Below are 19,106 nucleotides of genomic sequence, written 5' to 3'. Positions count from 1 at the left end.
AATCTATTACTACTAACCTAAACAATCTATTAATCTTTTGACGATGCAAAGGTATAAACAATCTGCTGTTTGCGCAAACAATATAAGCAAAACATTCGATTTTACGCCTTATTGTTGACCTAAATCAACGTGTATGCACGAACACAAGCACATTTTCACAGATTTTTAGCATCGTTCCGTTGAAAACCTACACCGCCGTCGACTCTCGGTCTATGATTTCGCCGCGCAGCACGATGTCCTCTGCACACTTCGCGCTGTCGGCGACATGAGCCATAAGCAGCCGGCAAGCCTCAGCAGCCATTTGTTCGATGGGTTGCTCCACAGCAGTTATCGTGGGAAAAACGAGCGTGCAGAGCGCTGTGCCCGACATGCAGCAGATGCGGGCGTCTGCCGGTATGCGCAATCCGCGCTTCTGCATAATGTTCTTTGCACCGATAAGCGCAGTCTCTGTGAATCCGAACACGGCGTCGAACGGAATGTTTCTGTCAAGAAAGGCAGACATAACGTCGCTTCCCTCGTCGGCGCTCAACGCTGGAGGCAGCACGAGCGTCTTGTCGTAGGCTATGTGAAACTTCTCGAGAGCGTCGCGGTAGCCGCGCAAGCGTTCGTAACCGTTGCGTATATGCGCCGGTCCGGCTATGTGCACGATGCGCTTGCAACCGCTGCGTATGAGCTGCTCCACCATAAAGAACGACATGATATAGTCGTCGAGGCGCACCTGCGAAGCGTCACCCCACTCCAGCGTGCGGTCGAAGAACACCATCGGTATGCCGCGCCCTATGACACGGCGATATATATCGATATTCTTCTCCTTGTCGCAGACGCTGATAAGTATGCCGTCAACCATACACTTCTCCATCATCTCTATATTCAAGCGCTCCTGTTCGGCGTTCTCGTTCGACGTAGCGATGAGCACGTTGTAGCCATGCTTGCGCAGTATGGTCTGCGCATGGCCGATGAAGGTCATGTAGAACGTGGTGACTATCTCGGGGATGATGATGGCTATGTTGTGCGAGCTTTGCCTGCGCAGGCTCACCGCCAGTTCGTTGCGCTGGTAGCCCATGCGTCGGGCTGTCTCGGTGATGAGCTTCATGGTTTCCGCCTTTACGTTCGAGGCGTCGCCCGAAAGAGCGCGCGACACGGTAGACTTGGATATGCCGAGTTCGTTGGCTATATCCTTTATAGTAATGTATTTTGACATTAGCAGAATGTTTTTAGTTACCTATTTTTTTACTCTTTACGTTTTTACTCTTTTACTTTTTGTATATATCGATACAAAATTAATAAAAAGTTTTCTTTTGCAAAAGGATGCGAGCCATAATCTATGGCGGTTTGCTCTACGTTCAGCAGTCAGGCTACAGATTGGGAACGATTGCGCAAATCGGGAACGGTTGCGGGAACGGTTGCGTAATTTATCTTATATTTTTCTCTTTTTTCTTTTGCAGATAACGCTTAACTTTGCGTCAGAAAATAACAAAAAACCTAAAAGAAATATGAAAACTACTTCAAGCAAGGGCCACGTGCCTTTCATCAGCAAGTTTGCCTATGGCATGGGCGATGTAGGATGCAACTTCAGTTGGATGTTCGTAAGCAACTTCCTCATGATTTTCTACACCGACGTGTTCGGCATCGGCATGAGCGCCGTAGCCACACTGATGCTCGTATCGCGCATCTGGGATGCCGTGAACGACCCTATCATCGGAACACTTACCGACAAGACCCACTCGCGCTGGGGACGCTTTCGTCCGTGGCTTCTCTTCGGCGCTCCCGTGACGGCTCTCGTTCTCATACTCACGTTCTGGGCGCATCCCAACTGGAGCCAGACAGCGAAGATTGTGTACATGGCTGTCACCTACTGCATACTCGTGCTCGGATATACCTGCGTAAACCTTCCCTACGGCACTCTCTGCGGCGCAATGACCCAGGACATCGACGAACGCGCCAAGCTGAACACAAGCCGCTCCGTAAGTGCAATGATAGCCATCGGCGTGCTTAACATCATCACCGTTCCGCTCGTGACGTTCTTCGGAAAGGGCAACGCACAGTCAGGCTATCTCGCCGTGGCTATAATATATGGTATTATCTTCGCAGCCTGCCACCTGTTCTGCTTCAGCAAGACAAAAGAGGTGGTTGAGGTGCCGGTAGGACAGAAACTTCCCATATCGGTGCAGCTGAAGTCGGTGCTGAAGAACCGCCCTTACCAGCTCGCCATCCTCGGACAGTTCCTCTTCGGATTCATCCTCTACGGACGCAACGCCGATATTCTCTACTACTTCACATACGTAGAAGGCTCGGCTACGCTCTTCAGCTACTACTCAATGGCTATCGTTCTGCCGTCGATCGTTGGTGCAGCCTGCTTCCCTTGGATGTTCCGCAAGACCGGCAACAAGGGCTATGCGGCAGCTGTCTTCGCACTGCTCTGCGGCGTGTTCATGGCGCTGCTCTACTTCTTCAGCCCTAACACCTCACCCGTCGAGTTCTACGTATGCTCGGCTATAGCATGGTTCTTCTTCTCGGGCTTCAACACAGCTATATACGCCATCATCCCCGACTGTGTGGAGTACGGCGAATGGAAGACTGGCGTACGCAACGACGGTTTCCAGTATGCCTTCGTGTCGCTCGCCAACAAGATGGGCATGGCGCTCGGCACAGCAATGTTCGCCCTGGCGCTCGACTCAGCAGGATATGTGGCAGGCGCAGAACAGAACGCTGACGTGATAGCCATAATGCGCCACACCTTCTCTACCATACCTGGCGCACTCTGGGTGATCACAGCCTTCTGCCTCTGCTTCTACAAGCTCCACCGCAACGTATATAACAAGATTGTGGACGAACTGAAGGCAATAAAGAACAAGGTGGAACGCATTTAAAAGTAAAAGAGTAAAAAGGAGAAACTTAAATAAACAATAATTATAAAGAATCCATAAAAATATTACAACTATGAGACAAGCAGTATTAGTAGCACCCAAGCACATCGAATTCAAGGAGGTAGCAGCACCTAAGGCAGAAGACCTCAAGGAGCACCAGATACTCGTCAACATCAAGCGAATCGGCATCTGCGGCAGCGAGATTCACTCTTACCACGGACTCCATCCCGCTACGTTCTACCCCGTAGTTCAGGGTCATGAATATTCTGCTGTTGTTGTGGCATGCGGCAGCGCTGTAACGGTATGCAAGCCGGGCGACAACATCACAGCTCGTCCGCAGCTGGTTTGCGGCGAGTGCAACCCTTGCAAACGCGGACAGTATAACGTATGCGAACATCTGCGCGTGCAGGCTTTCCAGGCTGACGGCTGCGCACAGGACTTCTTCGTCATCGACGACGACCGCGTAGTGAAACTGCCAGAAGGCATGAGCCTCGACTTCGGCGCAATGATTGAGCCGGCGGCTGTAGGCGCACATGCAAGCAACCGCACCGACGTGAAGGGCAAGAACGTAGTGGTGAGCGGAGCCGGAACCATCGGCAACCTCGTAGCCCAGTTCTGCAAGGCGCGCGGAGCAAAACGCGTACTCATCACCGATGTCAGCGACCTGCGTCTTGAAAAGGCTCGCGAATGCGGCATCGCCGACACGCTGAACATCACAAAGCGCCCGCTGAAGGAGGCTGCAAAGGAACTCTTCGGCGACGAGGGCTATCAGGTGGGCTTCGAGGTGGCTGGCGTTGAGGTGTCGATACGCTCGCTCATGGAGACCATAGAGAAAGGCAGCGACATCGTTGTAGTGGCTGTGTTCGCCAAAGACCCCGCACTCAGCATGTTCCACCTCGGCGAGCACGAGCTCAGACTCATCGGCTCGATGATGTACCGCCACGAGGACTATCAGACAGCCATCGACTATGTGTCGCGCGGCATCGTAAACCTCAAGCCGCTCGTAAGCAACCGCTTCGCGTTTGAGGAGTACGACGACGCATACAAGTATATCGACTCGCACCGCGAGACTTCAATGAAGGTGATTGTAGACCTTGAGCAGAAGCCCGCAAAATAAGACAGATTAAAGCATCACTACCATCCGCCACACAGCGCCTTGTACATCCTAAACATGGTGATCTGCTTGTCGCGGATGGAGTAATTGTTTTTAAGCACTATAAAAATACTAACATTGTCGAGATGACAAAATTAAACGCTTCTTTTTTTGTCTATATGAATTATATAGGTAAGCATTAAATATTCTGTTGGAAGCATAAACATCACTCTTAATGTACTGCATTGCATTAGGAGATACGATGCACGTATAGCATAAAACCTTTGGGAACGTTTGCGCAAAATGGGAACGTTACCGCAAACGTTTCCAAGAAACAAGGATTATTTTTGCTTTGAAACCTTTTCTGTATGGCGTAAATTTGCAAGCGTAAAGAATTAATAATAAAAACCTAAACCTTACAAATGAAACATTTTAAGACTTCCATTCTGGCTTCAGCCATGTGCCTTGCGGCTTCTGCCATGTGCCAGACAACTTCTGCTCAGATTCATCTCACCGCCGACTTGCAGAACAATCATCTCTGGCGTGGTATGGAGGTGGCCGACGGCTGTCTCATCCTCACCGACCTTAGCTATACGTTCGGCACTGGACACGCCACACTCGGACTGTGGGGCGGCACCAACACACAAGGCAACTACAAGGAGTTCAACCACTACGTAACGCTTCGAGGCGCAGGCTTCGAGTTCTGCGCCATGGACACATACAACTTCTCGCCGGGCGCTACGTACAACAACCGCCAATACTTCAACTATAAGGCGCACCAGACGGGACGCTTCCTCAACTGCACACTCAACTACCGCTTCCAGCAGCCTCGCTTTCCGCTGCTGTTGAGTTGGTCAACCATTATGTTCGGACGCGACAGGTCTGCGGATAACACAGAGCAGAAATACTCTACATTCGTCTACGCCGAATATCCCGTCTACAAGAAGGACGGATGGCAGATGGATGCCGGTGTGGGCGGAGCATTCGCTCTGAACAAGGCTGGCGAGAAGCAGAACTTCTACGGCGAGACATCGGGCGTGGTGCATACTCAGCTGAAGGTAAGCTACGACCTAAAGATAGGTTCGTACACGGTGCCGGTACATGCTATGGGTATGTGGAACCCGCAGTCGGAGAAGGCTTACTTTCAGATTGGCGCACAGCTGATTCATCTTTAAACCGAGCTATTCACTCGGAAAAGCGAAACCATAATTTTTTAAAACAATACACACAATGAACATTAAAGACTTCACAACGGGCGTACAGCACATCGGTATCCCGACAAACAACATTGAGGAGACCATCAACTTCTACCTCACACTGGGTTTTGAGGTAGCCCTTCGCACCGTGAACGGCGCAGAGGAGGTGGCGTTCCTTCAGCTCCACAATCTCGTGATTGAGACCTATCAGAACCATCAGGCGGCTATGGCGTACGGCGCCATCGACCACATAGCCATCGACGTGAAGAACATCGACGAGCTGTTTAAGGTCGTGCAGCGTGCCGGACTGAAGATGCTCGACACCAAGGTCAATGGTCTGCCCTTCTGGGAGAACGGCGTGAAGTTCTTCACCATCGAAGGACCGAACAAGGAGAAGATTGAGTTCTGCGAAAAACTCTGATTAGTTGAGAGTTAAGAATTATTCAAGTTGAGAATTGAGAGTTGAAAGTTGAATAGCTCTCAACTCTCAACGGTATATTTACTTCTTCTTTATCTCGTAACCTATTTTCTTGAAAGCCTCAACATAGTCGTTGTACTTGGCCTTTCTGCCGTCGTACACGATTGTCACTTTCTGGTCGTCCACAGAGGTTGCGATTTTCTTTGTGCCTTTCACAAAGCGGATGTTGCTCTTTATCTTTTTCTCACAGTTCTGACAGTGCATCTGCGGCTGCGTTGTTACTACCAATGTGTCGGTTGCTGTCTGCGCAAAGCTGTTGCCGGCAAGCATGAGCATAAATGCCATTAAAAGATTCTTTTTCATATTATCCTTATTTTATATTGGTTACTATATATTTTGGTTACTATAACTTCTCAAGTTTGAAGCGTACTCCGACGTAAGCCATCGCTCCCGTAACGGGTCCCCATACTTGTGTGGCGTCGAACGCCGAGCTCCACGGATGGTGTGCATGGCGTATCGGGTCGTCAATCTTATAGTTGGTGAGATTCTCGCCGCCGACGTACAGACTGAAGCGGTGGAACTCCCTGGTCACCTGCGCCTGCAACTGGAAGTAGGCAGGATAGCTACTCTGGTCGTACAGTTCGCCGCCACCGTTCAGCTGACCCGTCACGTCGAACTGCCACAGTTCGAGCGGCGTCTTATACGAGAGCGTGAGCAAGCCTTTGTAGCGCGAAGTGAGGGGCTTCTGTCGCAGACTGCCGTCGTAGGTGCACTTCACGTCGTTAAGACGGAAGGCGGCTGTGGCTGTCATGCCGCTGAACAGTGCGTATGTAGCGTCAACCTGAAAGGTGTGACTATAGCTCTTGCCGTCGAGGTTCTCGAAGCGAAGCGTGTGCTGTCCACTCGCTCCGTCGAAGTTCATTATCATCTGATTGACGAAATCGGTGTAGTAATACTCTGCGTTCAGCTCCAGATTTCTGCCGAAGAGCGGTATATTGAAACCCAACGAAGCGCCCGTGTTCCATGCTTCCTCCTGCTTTAGGTCGGGCGAGACGAATATCTCTCTGCCACTTGCCAAGAGCGACACGTTCTCTGCCAGAGCATGTGGCGAGCGATAGCCCTTGCCCACCGAGGTGCGGAGCGTAACTATGCTGTTCGGAGAGTATTTTACATGCAGACGCGGCGTGAAGAAACCGCCGTAACGGCTCGAATGGTCCCAACGCACGCCAGGCATAACCGTGAGCTTTTCGCCCAACTTATATGTGTATTGTGCATACACACCCGGTGTCGTCTCCTTAGAAGTAGTGCTCTCAGCCCGTGCCAGAGCGCCTAACGGATTGAAGCGTTCGTCGTAATAGTCGTGGTTGAGCGATGCACCGACGCTCAGGTTGTGATGCTCGGTGATGTCGGTTTCGAACATCAGCTGCGCATATCCGTTCTTCTGGGTGACATCATACTCGGTGCGTCCGAACATGTTGTCTGCGTCGTGCCACGATCCATGCAGCATAAGTGCGACTGATGTGTTATGGTCGGCGTTCAGCGTAAAGCCGTTCTTCCACAGCGCCTCGTAACGGTTGGTCTTCACCGATGTGGTGTAGAGAGGTTCAGACGAAGAGGCTGCCGAGTGCTTACGGCTCTGCCCTCCATTGCGCTCGTCGTGCAAGCCGCGCAGCATCAGCTGACTGATCCAGCGTGGCGACACATACGCCCAGCGGTGCATCAGGTTATACTGGCGCAACTTCGGCATATCCATAAAGCCGTCGCCGTTGCCGTCGTGGTCCATCTGTCGGTTCTCGAAGTGGAAAAGTGTTGCGGTAGAAAGGCGCTCGTTGAGATGAACGCTTCCGTCGAGGTTCACCTCCGTTTTCAGTTCGCTGTCCTGATAGACGTTCGCACGCACGCCATCGGTGCCTTGCGGCTTCAGAAACTCTATATTAATCTGTCCCGTTGTGCTTTCGTATCCGTTCTTCACGCTCGACGCTCCCTTGCTCACCTGTATCGACTGCATCCAGGGCCCCGGCACATAGCCCAAACTATATGGCAGGGCTGCGCCTCGCAGGTTGGGCACGTTCTCGGTGAGCATCTGCACGTACGTGCCGCTCAGTCCGAGCAGCTTTATCTGCTTGGCGCCGGTGGCAGCGTCGCTGTAGCTGACGTCTACCGACGGATTGGCTGTGAACGACTCGCCCAGATTGCAGCAAGCCGCACGTATCAGCTGTCCCTGCCCTATTATCTCGGCGTTGTCAACCCGGAATCTCGACTTGATGCCGTTCGTAGCTTTCACCACCACGGCTTTCAGCTCACGAGTATCGGCTATGCTATCGGTCTGCGCCAGCATCTGCTGCGACACAAACGTATATCCTAATAAACCAATCAATATTTTTCTCATACAATTAACCTTTCTAACAATCTCTAAACCTTTGTTACGCCATGTTCTTTATCAATAGCTTCATCGGCGTATATATTTATCTTCTTTTATTACGGTGCAAAGTTATAGATTTTCAATAAATTATTTATACAGAATTAAGGAGAATGCTTACATATTTTCAGATTATAAACATTTAAAAACACCTTTATACCAAACACCAACATTTGGCGTGCTTAACAATAAAGACAGTCATCAAATATGACAATTTAACACACATATCTGACAAATACGGTTAAATTGTCAAACTGATAACACAAAATACTTATGGCACGTAAGTTGCATAATACAAAGTGAAAGCCGAAGCCACAAAGGCAAGCGGCAATTAAAAATGGAGGTATTTCATTATGTTGTTAGTTCGCAGAAATAATTATTCTAACTGGTTGAACGATTGGTTTGACAATAGTTTCTTCGATACTGAAGAGGTTCCACAGACACGCACCACGGTTCCTGCCATCAACGTCAAGGAGACGTGTGACGAATATATAATGGAGGTTGCAGTTCCAGGACTTAAGAAGGAATGGGTACGCATCAACGTCACAAACGAGGGCTTGCTTCATCTGGCTATCGAGAACAAGATGGAGCATAAGGAAGAAAGCAAGGAATGCAAGTGCAACAAAGAGAGACACGAACGCTACTTGCGCCATGAGTTCTATTATGGCAACTACGAGCAGAGCTACACCCTTCCAGACGATGTAGAGCGCGACAATATATCAGCGAGCGTCGCCGATGGTCTCCTTACAATCGTCATTCCTAAGACCACACCCGAGAAGGAAGCAAAGGTGATGAAGAACATTGAGGTCAAATAACGCTTTTTAGCATAGGTATAAAGAGAGTGTGCCAAAAACTATGGCACACTCTCTTTTTTTATTTTCTATATCCTCTAAGTCCGTACCACAAGAGCACGAACTCGCAGAAGAGGGATATAGTCCATGTGAACTGCCATGCACCTATCCAGTCTGCCATCATACCCTGCAGCACGGGGAACACCGCACCGCCGAACACACCCATCATGAACACGCCCGAAGCGCGCGAGGTGTACTCGCCGAGTCCGTCGACGGCAAGCGTGAACACGCAGCTCCACATTACGGAGTGGAACAAGCCGACGGCTGACAAGAGCCACAGATTCTCGGTGAGCATTGCGGCTGTCATGAGCACTATAGCGCCGAGCGCAACGGTGATGAGCATAGGGCGCGGCTTCACGCTCTTCATCGAAGCCGACACCATACGCCCGATGAGAAAACCGCCCCAATAGATTGTGGCGAGCAAGGCTGGCGACACATTCAATCCGCCGTCGCTAAGCTCCATAGCATGAAGGTTGATATTGTTGCCGATACTCACCTCCGTACCTACGTAGAAGAAGATGGTGATGACGCCATACTTAAGATTGCGGAACGACCACACGCTGCGTGTGTTTCCGTCTGAAGCTGTTGTGTCGGTTGAGGCAGATCGTGTGCCCTCGATGTCGGGCAACGCGAGGCGGCGCGTTGTCATTGTTGTGACTACAATGCACAGAGTCATCAGTATGAACGGCAGCGTGAGCTGCGAAGCCTGCACGTTGTCGAGCGGCACACCGGCGAACATTATGCCCGTCACGAAGAGCGGCGCGATGGTTGTGCCGAACGAGTTGACGGCGCAGGTGAAGTTCATGCGCTGCACGGCGCTTGTGCCTGGAAGCGGATAGGCGGCGATGTACGGATTGATGACCACCTGAAGCATGGCGGCAGCCGTACCCATGAGGAACGAACCGACAAGGAACACGAAGTAGCCGAACGGCACAAAGTCGCCGTGTATAGCGACGCCTTCGCAGGGCACGTACTCGGCACAGAACGCAGAGGCGGTGTAGAACAGCAGTCCGCCGACCATCACTATGAGCGATCGCATCAGCGTACGCTTGTAGCCTATCTTGTTGAGCATACGCCCCGTGCGCGAGCTGTTGAGCAGATAGCCGAGGAAGAAGGCGAAGGAGACGAGTGTGGTGAGCGAGTTGCGCATCGTGGTGGCATCGGAGAGAAACGCCACCTTGAGCGGTCCCTGACACTGTCCGTTGACGGTGGTGAGGAAACCGACAATAAAGTATATAAAGGTGAGGAGCAGGAACGGACCTGCGGTCTTTAGGCTTAGGGTTTTCATATTGTTTAGGGCTTTTAGGAGGGTTGAGAGTTGAGGGTTGAGAGTTGAGGGTTGAGAATTGAGAATTGAGAATTGAGAATTGAGAGTTGAGAATTGAGAGTTGAGAGTTATGATATGTAATGCAGCTGTAATATATAGCAAACATTTTTGGGGCTGTGGTAATCATAACTCTCAATTTTCAACTCTCAACTCTCAACTGATAAAACTCTCAACTATAGTTTACAGAATTTCTTCGAGAGTCTTCATCGCTCCCTTGCTCTTTATGCTTTCCACCATGCGCAGATACGGCTGTGTGAAGTTGTGTGCTGCGCGCAGGTCGGTGCTGCGGAACGGAGAGAGCTGGAGGAAGTCGAGCGGCTCGTCGCTGTCGATGAGCTTATGGTCGTCTACGGTGAGCCACGGGTCAGCCACCTCAAACTGCTCGCCGTTGTCGTCGGTGTGATACTTCAGATAGTGGCGGTAAGCGGCGAAGAGATAAGCCACGCGGATAAGCTCCTTGTCGTCGCCAATCATCTTCTCGAGGTTAGGCATCACGTACACGGGGAACTTCGAAGCGCCGTCGAAGCAGAGACGTGCCACCTGGTCGCTCACGGTGCGGTTGCCGAAGCGCTCGCAGAGCGTCTGCTTGTACAGTTCGAGGTCGGTGTCCTTCGGCGCAGGCACGTACGGAGTGATGTCGATATCCATAAACTGGCGCACGAACTTGGCGATGCGCTCGTCGTGCATGGCAGCATCCACCTTGCGATAGCCGTAGAGGAACGACGGATAAGAGAGCAGCGTGTGAGAAGCGTTGAGCAGCGAGAGCTTCATGTTCTCGAACGCCGTAACGTCGTCGGTCATCTGTGCTCCGACGGTCTCCCATGCGGGGCGACCGGCAGCGAAGTTGTCCTCAACGACCCACTGTATGAAGTCCTCGCAGTAGACTGGTGCCTTGTCGTCGGTGCCGTTCTCCTTGTTCAGTCGCTCTACGTCCTCGGGGCGTGTGGCTGGCGTGATGCGGTCTACCATCGAGTTGGGGAACGTCACGTTCTTTTCCATCCACGCGGCGAGCTCCTGGTCCTGCGCCTCGACGAACGACATGAACGCGCGGCGTGCGGTGTTGCCGTTGTGCTGCAGGTTGTCGCAAGAGAGAATGGTGATAGGTCCGGCGCCCGAAGCCTTGCGGCGGCGGAGTCCTTCTGCTACGTAGCCGAAGGCTGTGAGCGGATTGGCAGGGTTGGCGAGGTCGTGAGCCACCTGCGCGTTGTCGAGCATGAACTCGCCCGTCTGTCTTGATATGTTATAGCCGCCCTCGGTGATGGTGAGCGTTATGATGCGTATGTCGGGGTCGGCAATCTTGTCGAGGATAGCCTCCTTCTGCTCAATGCCCCAGTAGAGTTCTACGAGAGCGCCGAGACGATACACCTCGTTCTTGCCGTCGCGTCCGCATACGGTGAGTGTGTACTCGCCGTTCTGCTCCTTCAGAGCCTTGTACAGACGCTCGTCGCCGGGCAGAATCATTGCGCCGCAGATGCCCCAAGAGCGCTGTGTGGGGTCTTCGAGCAGATGCGATGTCATGTACTCGAGGTGAGCGCGATGGAAGTTGCCTACACCAAAATGGAGGATACCAGCCTTTACCGAATTGCGGTCGTAAGAATACTTGTTGATAACGTTTGTTGCCATAATCTTTTTAAGTTATTAGTTATTGTTTTTTAGTTATTCGTTTCTCTTTTCGCTTGCAAAATTAAGCTGCAAAAAGATCATGGCAAAGAAAAAATCGGAGGCAAACTTTGGGAACGTTTGCGGAAACGTTCCCAAAATCTGCAAACGTTTTAAATCGGTTTTCCTGGTTGCGGAGCCGCTCTCCGCAACCGTTCTACTCGCCCGTAGAGGCTCTGCACTTCATCTCTGTGCGCAGCACTATGCGGCGGTTCTCGGCGGCGGGGTTGTTCACCTTCTCGAGCACCAGTTCGGCGGCGCGGCGGCCCATCTCGCCGAGCGGCGGCTCAACGGTGGTGAGCTTCGGGTAGACGATGGTTGAGAGTTCTGTGCCAGAGAAGCCTGCCACAGCCACATCCTCGGGTATGCGTCGTCCGAGCTCGCGCAGGCGGTTCATGGCTCCGATGGCGAGTGTGTCGGTGAAGGCGTAGACGGCGTCAAACTCCACACCGCGGCGCACGAGGTCGTCTACAGCCGCTGCGCCATCGGCGAAGGTCATGCCGGTCTTCACAACGAGCTGCGGGTCGTACACGCCGAACTTCTTCATAGCCTCGTGGTATCCGCGCGCACGCTCTACGGCGTTATATACGTCGTCGGGTCCGTAGAGATAGGCTATGCGGCGGCGACCGAGCCGCACGAGATGCTCTGCCATGAAGTAGGAGTCGTTGTTGTCGTCTATCATCACCTGCGGCATGTCGTCGAGTCCGTGGGGTATGCGGTCGTAGAAGACGATAGCCATGCCCGCAGCGGCAAGGCGGCGGTAGGTCTCAAGGTTGTGCTTATGGCTGCACATGCTCACGATGAGTCCGTCTACCATGAACTCCTCCATCATCAGCAGACTCTCGTGCTCGCGGTTCGGGTCCTCGTCCGACTCGGCTATCATCACCTTCTGGTTGTTCTTGTAGAGCACGCTCTGTATGCCCGCCACCACCTGCGAGGCGTAGGGTGTGTGCATCTCGGGCACTATGACGCCGATGGTGTTCGTGCGACCCATCTTCAGGTTCATGGCGACGGGGTTGCGGCGGTAGCCGAGGCGCTCAGCCTCGCGCAGCACAGCCTCGCGGGTCTCGCGGCGTATGTTCTTGTCGTCGGTGAGCGCGCGCGACACCGTCGACACCGAGATGCAGAGCTCGCGGGCTATGTCTTTTATAGTTACGTGTTTCATTGAGTGTTGAAAGGATTAGTGATTGTATCGGGGTTAGATATCTATTGCAAAGATAGCGCAAATCGAGCGCAATGAAGCTTGCTTCAAATTGCCGAGGTGCAGCCTATCTTCTGCAAAAATACAAAATTAAGCCGAATAACTCTTGATATAAAGCATGAAATCGCGGTATGAGGACGAACATAACACATATTTCAATAAAAATGCAGTAACTTTGTAGTGCAATTCAGAATAACCACACAACACATTGCAAACGTTTGCATAAATTGGGAACGTTTCCGCAATCGTTTCCACAAAATATAGCAGAAAAGAATCAAGAAGTATACTCCGAAATGACTAACTTCGCAGTCAGAAAGAGTAACTAAACAAACCTATTTTTATAAGCAATATGAGCATCAATATTCAGAGAAATCAGAAGAAAAGAGTAGTAATAGTTGGTGGCGGACTCGGCGGACTGCGCCTTGCAGAAGACCTCTACGGGTCGGGCATGCAGGTAGTGCTGATCGACAAGAACAACTTCCACCAGTTTCCGCCGCTTATCTATCAGATAGCGTCGGCAGGTATCGACCCGAGCAGCATCTCGTTCCCCTTCCGACAGATATTCCGCAAGCGCAAGGACTTCTATTTCCGCATGGCTGAGGCTCGTATGGTAGACACCGAGAAGAAGATTCTGCAGACCTCCATCGGCAAAATCGACTACGACTATCTCGTGCTGGCAGCCGGCGCTACGACCAACTTCTTCGGTAACAAGAACATCGAGGAGTGGGCCATACCGATGAAGACGGTGCCCGAGGCGATGGGCCTGCGCAACGCCCTGCTCTCCAACTTAGAGCGCGCTCTCACCTGCGCTACTGAGGAGGAACGCCAGGAACTACTCAACGTCGTCATCGTGGGCGGCGGCGCAACGGGCGTAGAGATAGCCGGCGCGCTTGCAGAGATGAGACGCTACGTCATACCGTACGACTACCCCGACATGGACTCGTCGTTGATGCACATATACCTCATCGAGGCGGGCGACCGCCTACTTGCCGGTCTCTCGCAGGAGTCGTCGCAAAAGGCGTACGAGTTCCTCAAGAGCATGGGCGTAGACATACAGTTCGGCAAGATGGTGACCGACTATCGCGACCACAAGGTAGTCATGAAGGACGGCACCGAGATTCCTACACGCACGTTCCTCTGGGTGTCGGGCATCAGAGCCAACGCCATGCCCGGCATAGACGAGAGCCACATGGGCCGCGGCTTCCGCTTCAAGGTGGACGAATACAACCGCATACCTGGACTCAACGACGTGTACGCCATCGGCGACCAGTGTCTGCAGACCTCCGACGCTGCCTACCCGAACGGACATCCGCAGGTGGCGCAGGTGGCTATACAGCAGGCTAAGAACCTCGCCAAGAACCTCAAGCTCATCAACCAGGGCGCAGACAGCAACGCTCTCACCGCGTTCCGCTACAAGAACCTCGGCTCGATGGCTACCATCGGACGCAACAAGGCGGTCGTAGAGATAGGCAAATTTCACAGTCAGGGCTTCTTCGCCTGGGTGCTCTGGCTCGTCGTCCACCTGCGTTCTATCCTCGGCGTGAAGAACAAGATGATGGTGCTGCTCAACTGGCTCTGGAAGTACGTCAGCTACAACGACTCTATCCGCATGATCACCTACGCCACAAAGCCGCGCGAGGTGGAAGAGCGCATGAAGCGCGAGCAGACAACCCACCTCGGCGAGGACTTGATGGAGTAAAACGGCGGCTATGCCCCACTCCATGCAATACGAAATAAGACTCTTTATAACAAGAAATTGAAGTCTTTATAAGTAAAGAATAAGACTCTTTATTACACAGAATAAGACTCTTCGTTACATAAAATAGGCTGTAGACAACGCAACGACAGCGTTTGTCTCCAGCCTATTTGCTTTCTATATCCCAACCGCGCGTTGGTTCTCCGATTACCGCAGCGTGGGCACATCATTACCACAGCGCGGCTATATTGTTACCGCATAGCTAAAATAGAGTTACCACGCAGGGGTAACGAGCCTATTCCCTCTATAAATATTAGTAGCCAATATGATTTTGTGGATTATTTTTACTACATTTGCAAACAAAAGGAAATATGACTAATAAAGATTTAAATACTGTTTTGGATTTGTTTTGTGGGTGTGGTGGCATGTCTTTAGGATTTGAAGAGGCTGGCTATCATGTCTTGTTAGGCATTGACATATGGAAAGATGCATTGGAAACATATAAATACAACCACAAGCAGAGCAAAACTTTATGTGCAGATATGGCATCATTGAACCCTTCAGAAGTAGAAAAGCTTTTGGATGGACAACAAGTAGATGTTATCATAGGCGGACCTCCTTGCCAAGGTTTTTCTATAGCTGGTAAGCGCATCGTTGACGATGAACGAAACCAATTGTATAAAGGCTTTGTTAGGATGGTAGAATATTTCAAGCCACAAGCCTTTGTTATGGAGAACGTGCCCAATATCCTTTCTATGGGTGACGGCATTATTAAAGCGTCTATTATTGAAGATTTTCAATCTTTGGGCTATAACGTACAAACGAAAGTATTGACAGCCTCCGACTATGGCGTACCACAAAATCGCAGACGTGCAGTCTTTGTAGGTACGTTAAATAGTACGTTTGATTTTGAAATACCTTCAGTAGAACACAAAGTGACTACAAATGAAGCATTATCAGATTTACCAGAAGGAAGCTTGGAGGAAGGTGCTGCCTACCCTACAGAAGCGCAATCAGAGTATCAGAAACTTGAAAGGCGCAATAGCTCTGGAGTATATAATCATGAAATTACCGTCCATAATGAGCAAACGAAACGAATAATTTCAATGGTTCCTGATGGTGGCAATTACAAAGATTTGCCTAAAGATTTGCAAGGCACAAGAAAAGTACATATCGCATGGACTCGGTTAAATAGCCTGCGTCCAAGTATAACGATTGACACAGGACATAGACACCATTTCCATTATAAATGGAATCGTGTTCCAACAGTTAGAGAAAGTGCGAGAATACAGTCTTTCCCTGATGATTTCATCTTTATGTGTAGTAAGACGAGCCAATATAAACAAGTAGGTAATGCCGTTCCTCCATTAATGGCTCAAGCTATAGCTGAACATTTAAAGAAGAACTTATGGAAGAAAATCAAATAACATATTATCAGATACCCAACAAAGATTGGTACCGTATACACTTTGTTAGACCAAGGTTTAAGAGCAACATTGAAAATGTGTTGCTCTACATGGCTAATGAGTGTTGTCGAATTCCCAAGTGCTCTTGTGCAGAATACAGCAAGAGATATTTTAATGCAATAAAGATGTTCCCGGGAAATATCGACGTAAAAAAGAAGACTCTTGACAACTGGCGAACAGAAATTCCTGCATTGTTTGGATTCTATAATGAAGATAAAAAGAATCATGTGACAGAGACATCAAAGATGGCCAAGTTCCTGCATGAAAATCAGGACTTGACACAATTCTTGCGCTTATTTCTGTTCTCTTTTCAGTTTCCTGGTGGTCACATGAAATCAAATGATGTTAAAGACATAATCTCTCATAACATCAAATTTAAGCCAGCAAGAACAATTATCCAGGTTCTTATGGCTGGCAACGAACTTCTTAGCAACAGAAATGCCTCAAAAGAGATGTCAATATCTGCAGAAGAAGCAACATATTGCATTTTCAATGACATTAGGGTAACAAGTGGCCAATTTACTCCAAAAGAAATTGCAGAAACAATATTGTATAATCGGAAGAACAAGATAAGATATTATAATCCAAATGATTCAAGATGTCAATCATTGCGTGGTAAAGCACGAACTAAAGGCGATATGACAAGATACGCTGGTGACATATTGGATTATATGGAAATCGCTAATTTGCTGTCAAAAAGCCACGGCTATTTCACTTTAAAGGGTAACGAGTTTTCTGTTTTAAAGACTTTTGCAGAAGATAAAAGTTGGTTTGACGGATATGACAAATTCTATGGAAAGAAGGATATAGCAACCATAGAACTAACAAGATTAGAGCCTTATTGGTTCGACTATGTAAACGACTCTATGAATCCTGAGTTGTTCAAAACAGATATTCGTTCTATTATTGAACATGCAGGAGAAATTGATGTCGTTTTTGAGGATAGAATTAAGGAGGTTGTATCTTCTAATAATAGAACAACAAAGGATATTGGAAACTTAGGCGAGGCAATAATATGCGGACATGAAAAAATGCGCCTAAAGATAAATGGTTATGAGAAATTTGTACGCCTTGTGCAAATTGTAGACAGTCCTGCTTACCATCCTGGTTTCGATATAGATAGCTATGAAGCCGATGGCACAGATAATCATCGCTATATAGAAGTCAAAACCACAATCAGTAAGAAAAAGATACAGATGTATGGATTTCATATGTCTTCAAACGAGTGGAATGTGGCGGGCACTATAAAAGAACATTATTGTGTTTATAGGCTCATGCTCAGTGAGCAGGATAGAACACTATTTGTTTTACGAGATCCTGTAGCATTATACAAATCAGATAAGATTGAAGCAGAATCTCGCAACGGAATGGAGATATCATTCTCCTCAGAAACATTCAAACCAACAGAATTGTTGACATGGAAAGAATAAAAGTAGCGTCATTGTTTTGTGGATGTGGTGGTATGGATTTGGGTATTGTCGGAGGTTTCTCATATCTTGGAAAAGAGTATGCAGAGACCCCCTTCGATATTGTCTACTCGGTAGACAATGACGAGTACTGCACCAAAATTTACAATGAGAACTTTAGCCACAAATGCATTGTAAAGGATGTTAGAGATATCAACATTGATGAAATGCCAGAGTTTGATATGTTAATCGGTGGGTTTCCATGCCAATCTTTCTCTATTTCTGCACAGAATCCTCCGCGTTTAGGCTATAAGGACGAAAGAGGTATGCTGTTCTTTGAGATGGTGAAAATATTGAAAGCTCGTCAACCCAGATTTTTCATAGCTGAAAATGTGAAAGGAATCCTTTCGGCAAATAATGGAAAGGCTTTCCCAATGATAATTAAGGAGTTTGAGAATGCAGGCTATAAGGTCGTTCACAAATTACTTAACGCTTCTGAATATGGTGTGCCACAGAAGAGAGAACGAGTCATAATTGTAGGTTTTCATAATGAAGAGGATTTTGTAAAATTTAAATATCCTCAGAAAGTCCATACTTCAGAACGTAAAGTTCTTGGAGATGTTATTATGGAAGATGCCAACAAGGACGAAAAACTTTTCTTCAGTGAGAAGGCTGTTGCAGGAATGATGGCCGTTAGAGAGAAAATGAACAAGGGACGAGCTATGAACCTTAATGAGCCTTGTAACACGGTAAGTGCTCATTTGGCTAAGGTCAGTTTGAACAGCACCGATCCTGTTTTCATGGTAGATGGGCGGTACAGACGGTTTTCAACAAGAGAGGCTGCTCGTATTCAGTCGTTTCCTGACTCATTTAAGCTCGATTCTGTTTCACAGATTCGTCAATATAAGGCTATTGGTAATGCCGTTCCTCCAGTATTGATGTGGCATGTGATAAGAGCTTTGCAAAAAGTAATAGCAGTACATGTATTAGATTTAAACGAGGTTAAGGTTGAATACCCGAACTTCATTGTAGATAATACTCGCTCTGCAACTTCATTGATGCCACAGTTATCTATGGGGCTTGATATGTTTGACTCAAATAAGAATGTCCTAATCAGCTTGGTCAAGTCTGACAACATGGAGCAATATTTGGATCGCTCTGCTAAAGTGTATTACACAGGTAAAAAATTTCCTTCAACTGTGGCTTTGAATAAGTTGTATTATTTCATGCCTTATATTAAGCGGAAAGGTGTAAGAGATTTGTATGTTATCAAAATTGCAAGAGTTGGTACAAAGAAAGAGGTTCATCCCGAATGTGACGACAATGATTTTCGTCTTGTATTCGAGATACAATACATAGGGCAACTTTTCAACGACTATCAACCTATCCATTTGGATATTTGGCGAGCTTTCACGGATACAACTATAGAAGGTTTATTCAAATTAACAGAAACAAACAAGAAGGTGTGCTTTGTATAAGCACATCTTCTACATAAAATAAAATGGAC

At 48.9% G+C, this 19,106-nt stretch carries 15 protein-coding genes; 9 read left to right on the top strand and 6 right to left on the bottom strand.

What is annotated here, in order from left to right:
* Nucleotides 1-187 precede the first annotated feature (187 nt).
* A complete protein-coding gene (locus KTQ90_RS08125) occupies nt 188-1,201 on the bottom strand; it encodes a LacI family DNA-binding transcriptional regulator (RefSeq protein WP_217317977.1) in 1,014 nt (337 codons plus the stop codon).
* Between the two features lie 292 nt (nt 1,202-1,493).
* Here KTQ90_RS08125 and KTQ90_RS08120 point away from each other — a divergent pair, with 292 nt between their 5' ends.
* From KTQ90_RS08120 to KTQ90_RS08105, 4 genes are all read left to right on the top strand, one after another.
* A complete protein-coding gene (locus tag KTQ90_RS08120; protein ID WP_217317976.1) occupies nt 1,494-2,870 on the top strand; it encodes an MFS transporter in 1,377 nt (458 codons plus the stop codon).
* A gap of 70 nt (nt 2,871-2,940) precedes the next feature.
* On the top strand, nt 2,941-3,984 hold the full coding sequence (locus tag KTQ90_RS08115) for a zinc-dependent alcohol dehydrogenase (protein WP_217317974.1): 1,044 nt from the start codon (nt 2,941-2,943) through the stop codon (nt 3,982-3,984).
* 398 nt (nt 3,985-4,382) lie between these two features.
* Nucleotides 4,383-5,135: a hypothetical protein gene (locus KTQ90_RS08110; RefSeq protein ID WP_254359399.1), complete on the top strand. Its 753-nt coding sequence runs from the start codon at nt 4,383-4,385 to the stop codon at nt 5,133-5,135.
* Nucleotides 5,136-5,190: 55 nt separating this feature from the next.
* Entirely contained in the window at nt 5,191-5,577 is a 387-nt protein-coding gene (locus KTQ90_RS08105) for a VOC family protein (protein ID WP_022158634.1), read from the top strand.
* Nucleotides 5,578-5,655: 78 nt separating this feature from the next.
* Here the strand turns inward: KTQ90_RS08105 and KTQ90_RS08100 are convergent, their stop codons facing one another.
* Nucleotides 5,656-5,937, bottom strand: a complete 282-nt coding sequence (locus KTQ90_RS08100; RefSeq protein WP_007903351.1) for a heavy-metal-associated domain-containing protein — start codon at nt 5,935-5,937, stop codon at nt 5,656-5,658.
* 40 nt (nt 5,938-5,977) lie between these two features.
* The gene (locus KTQ90_RS08095) at nt 5,978-7,963 is read right to left on the bottom strand and encodes a TonB-dependent receptor plug domain-containing protein (protein WP_217317973.1); all 1,986 of its coding nucleotides are present in this window, start codon (nt 7,961-7,963) and stop codon (nt 5,978-5,980) included.
* Nucleotides 7,964-8,382: 419 nt separating this feature from the next.
* Here KTQ90_RS08095 and KTQ90_RS08090 point away from each other — a divergent pair, with 419 nt between their 5' ends.
* On the top strand, nt 8,383-8,808 hold the full coding sequence (locus tag KTQ90_RS08090; RefSeq protein ID WP_369680857.1) for an Hsp20/alpha crystallin family protein: 426 nt from the start codon (nt 8,383-8,385) through the stop codon (nt 8,806-8,808).
* Nucleotides 8,809-8,866: 58 nt separating this feature from the next.
* Here the strand turns inward: KTQ90_RS08090 and KTQ90_RS08085 are convergent, their stop codons facing one another.
* From KTQ90_RS08085 to KTQ90_RS08075, 3 genes are all read right to left on the bottom strand, one after another.
* A complete protein-coding gene (locus KTQ90_RS08085; protein ID WP_217317972.1) occupies nt 8,867-10,132 on the bottom strand; it encodes an MFS transporter in 1,266 nt (421 codons plus the stop codon).
* 219 nt (nt 10,133-10,351) lie between these two features.
* Nucleotides 10,352-11,794 carry a mannitol dehydrogenase family protein gene (locus tag KTQ90_RS08080; RefSeq protein ID WP_217317971.1) on the bottom strand — a complete coding sequence of 481 codons (1,443 nt, stop codon included), beginning with the start codon at nt 11,792-11,794 and terminating at the stop codon, nt 10,352-10,354.
* Nucleotides 11,795-11,987: 193 nt separating this feature from the next.
* Nucleotides 11,988-12,995 (bottom strand): LacI family DNA-binding transcriptional regulator, encoded by a 1,008-nt coding sequence (locus KTQ90_RS08075; RefSeq protein WP_217317969.1) that lies wholly within the window; start codon nt 12,993-12,995, stop codon nt 11,988-11,990.
* Between the two features lie 385 nt (nt 12,996-13,380).
* Between KTQ90_RS08075 and KTQ90_RS08070 the strand changes: the two genes are divergently transcribed.
* The 4 genes from KTQ90_RS08070 to dcm all read left to right on the top strand — a co-directional run bounded on the left by KTQ90_RS08070 (nt 13,381) and on the right by dcm (nt 19,077).
* Complete coding sequence (locus KTQ90_RS08070) at nt 13,381-14,730, top strand: NAD(P)/FAD-dependent oxidoreductase (RefSeq protein WP_217317968.1); 1,350 nt, start codon at nt 13,381-13,383, stop codon at nt 14,728-14,730.
* A gap of 368 nt (nt 14,731-15,098) precedes the next feature.
* Nucleotides 15,099-16,154 (top strand): DNA cytosine methyltransferase, encoded by a 1,056-nt coding sequence (locus KTQ90_RS08065; protein ID WP_217317967.1) that lies wholly within the window; start codon nt 15,099-15,101, stop codon nt 16,152-16,154.
* Entirely contained in the window at nt 16,136-17,623 is a 1,488-nt protein-coding gene (locus KTQ90_RS08060) for a protein NO VEIN domain-containing protein (protein WP_217317966.1), read from the top strand. Before KTQ90_RS08065 ends, KTQ90_RS08060 begins: the two co-directional genes overlap by 19 nt.
* Complete coding sequence (gene dcm, locus KTQ90_RS08055) at nt 17,611-19,077, top strand: DNA (cytosine-5-)-methyltransferase (RefSeq protein ID WP_217317964.1); 1,467 nt, start codon at nt 17,611-17,613, stop codon at nt 19,075-19,077. Before KTQ90_RS08060 ends, dcm begins: the two co-directional genes overlap by 13 nt.
* Nucleotides 19,078-19,106: the final 29 nt, after the last annotated feature.

The organism is Leyella stercorea, from assembly GCF_019052365.1.
GTDB lineage: Bacteria > Bacteroidota > Bacteroidia > Bacteroidales > Bacteroidaceae > Prevotella.
Note: the sequence above shows the minus strand (reverse complement) of the source record. Positions and strands in the feature narration are given on the sequence as shown.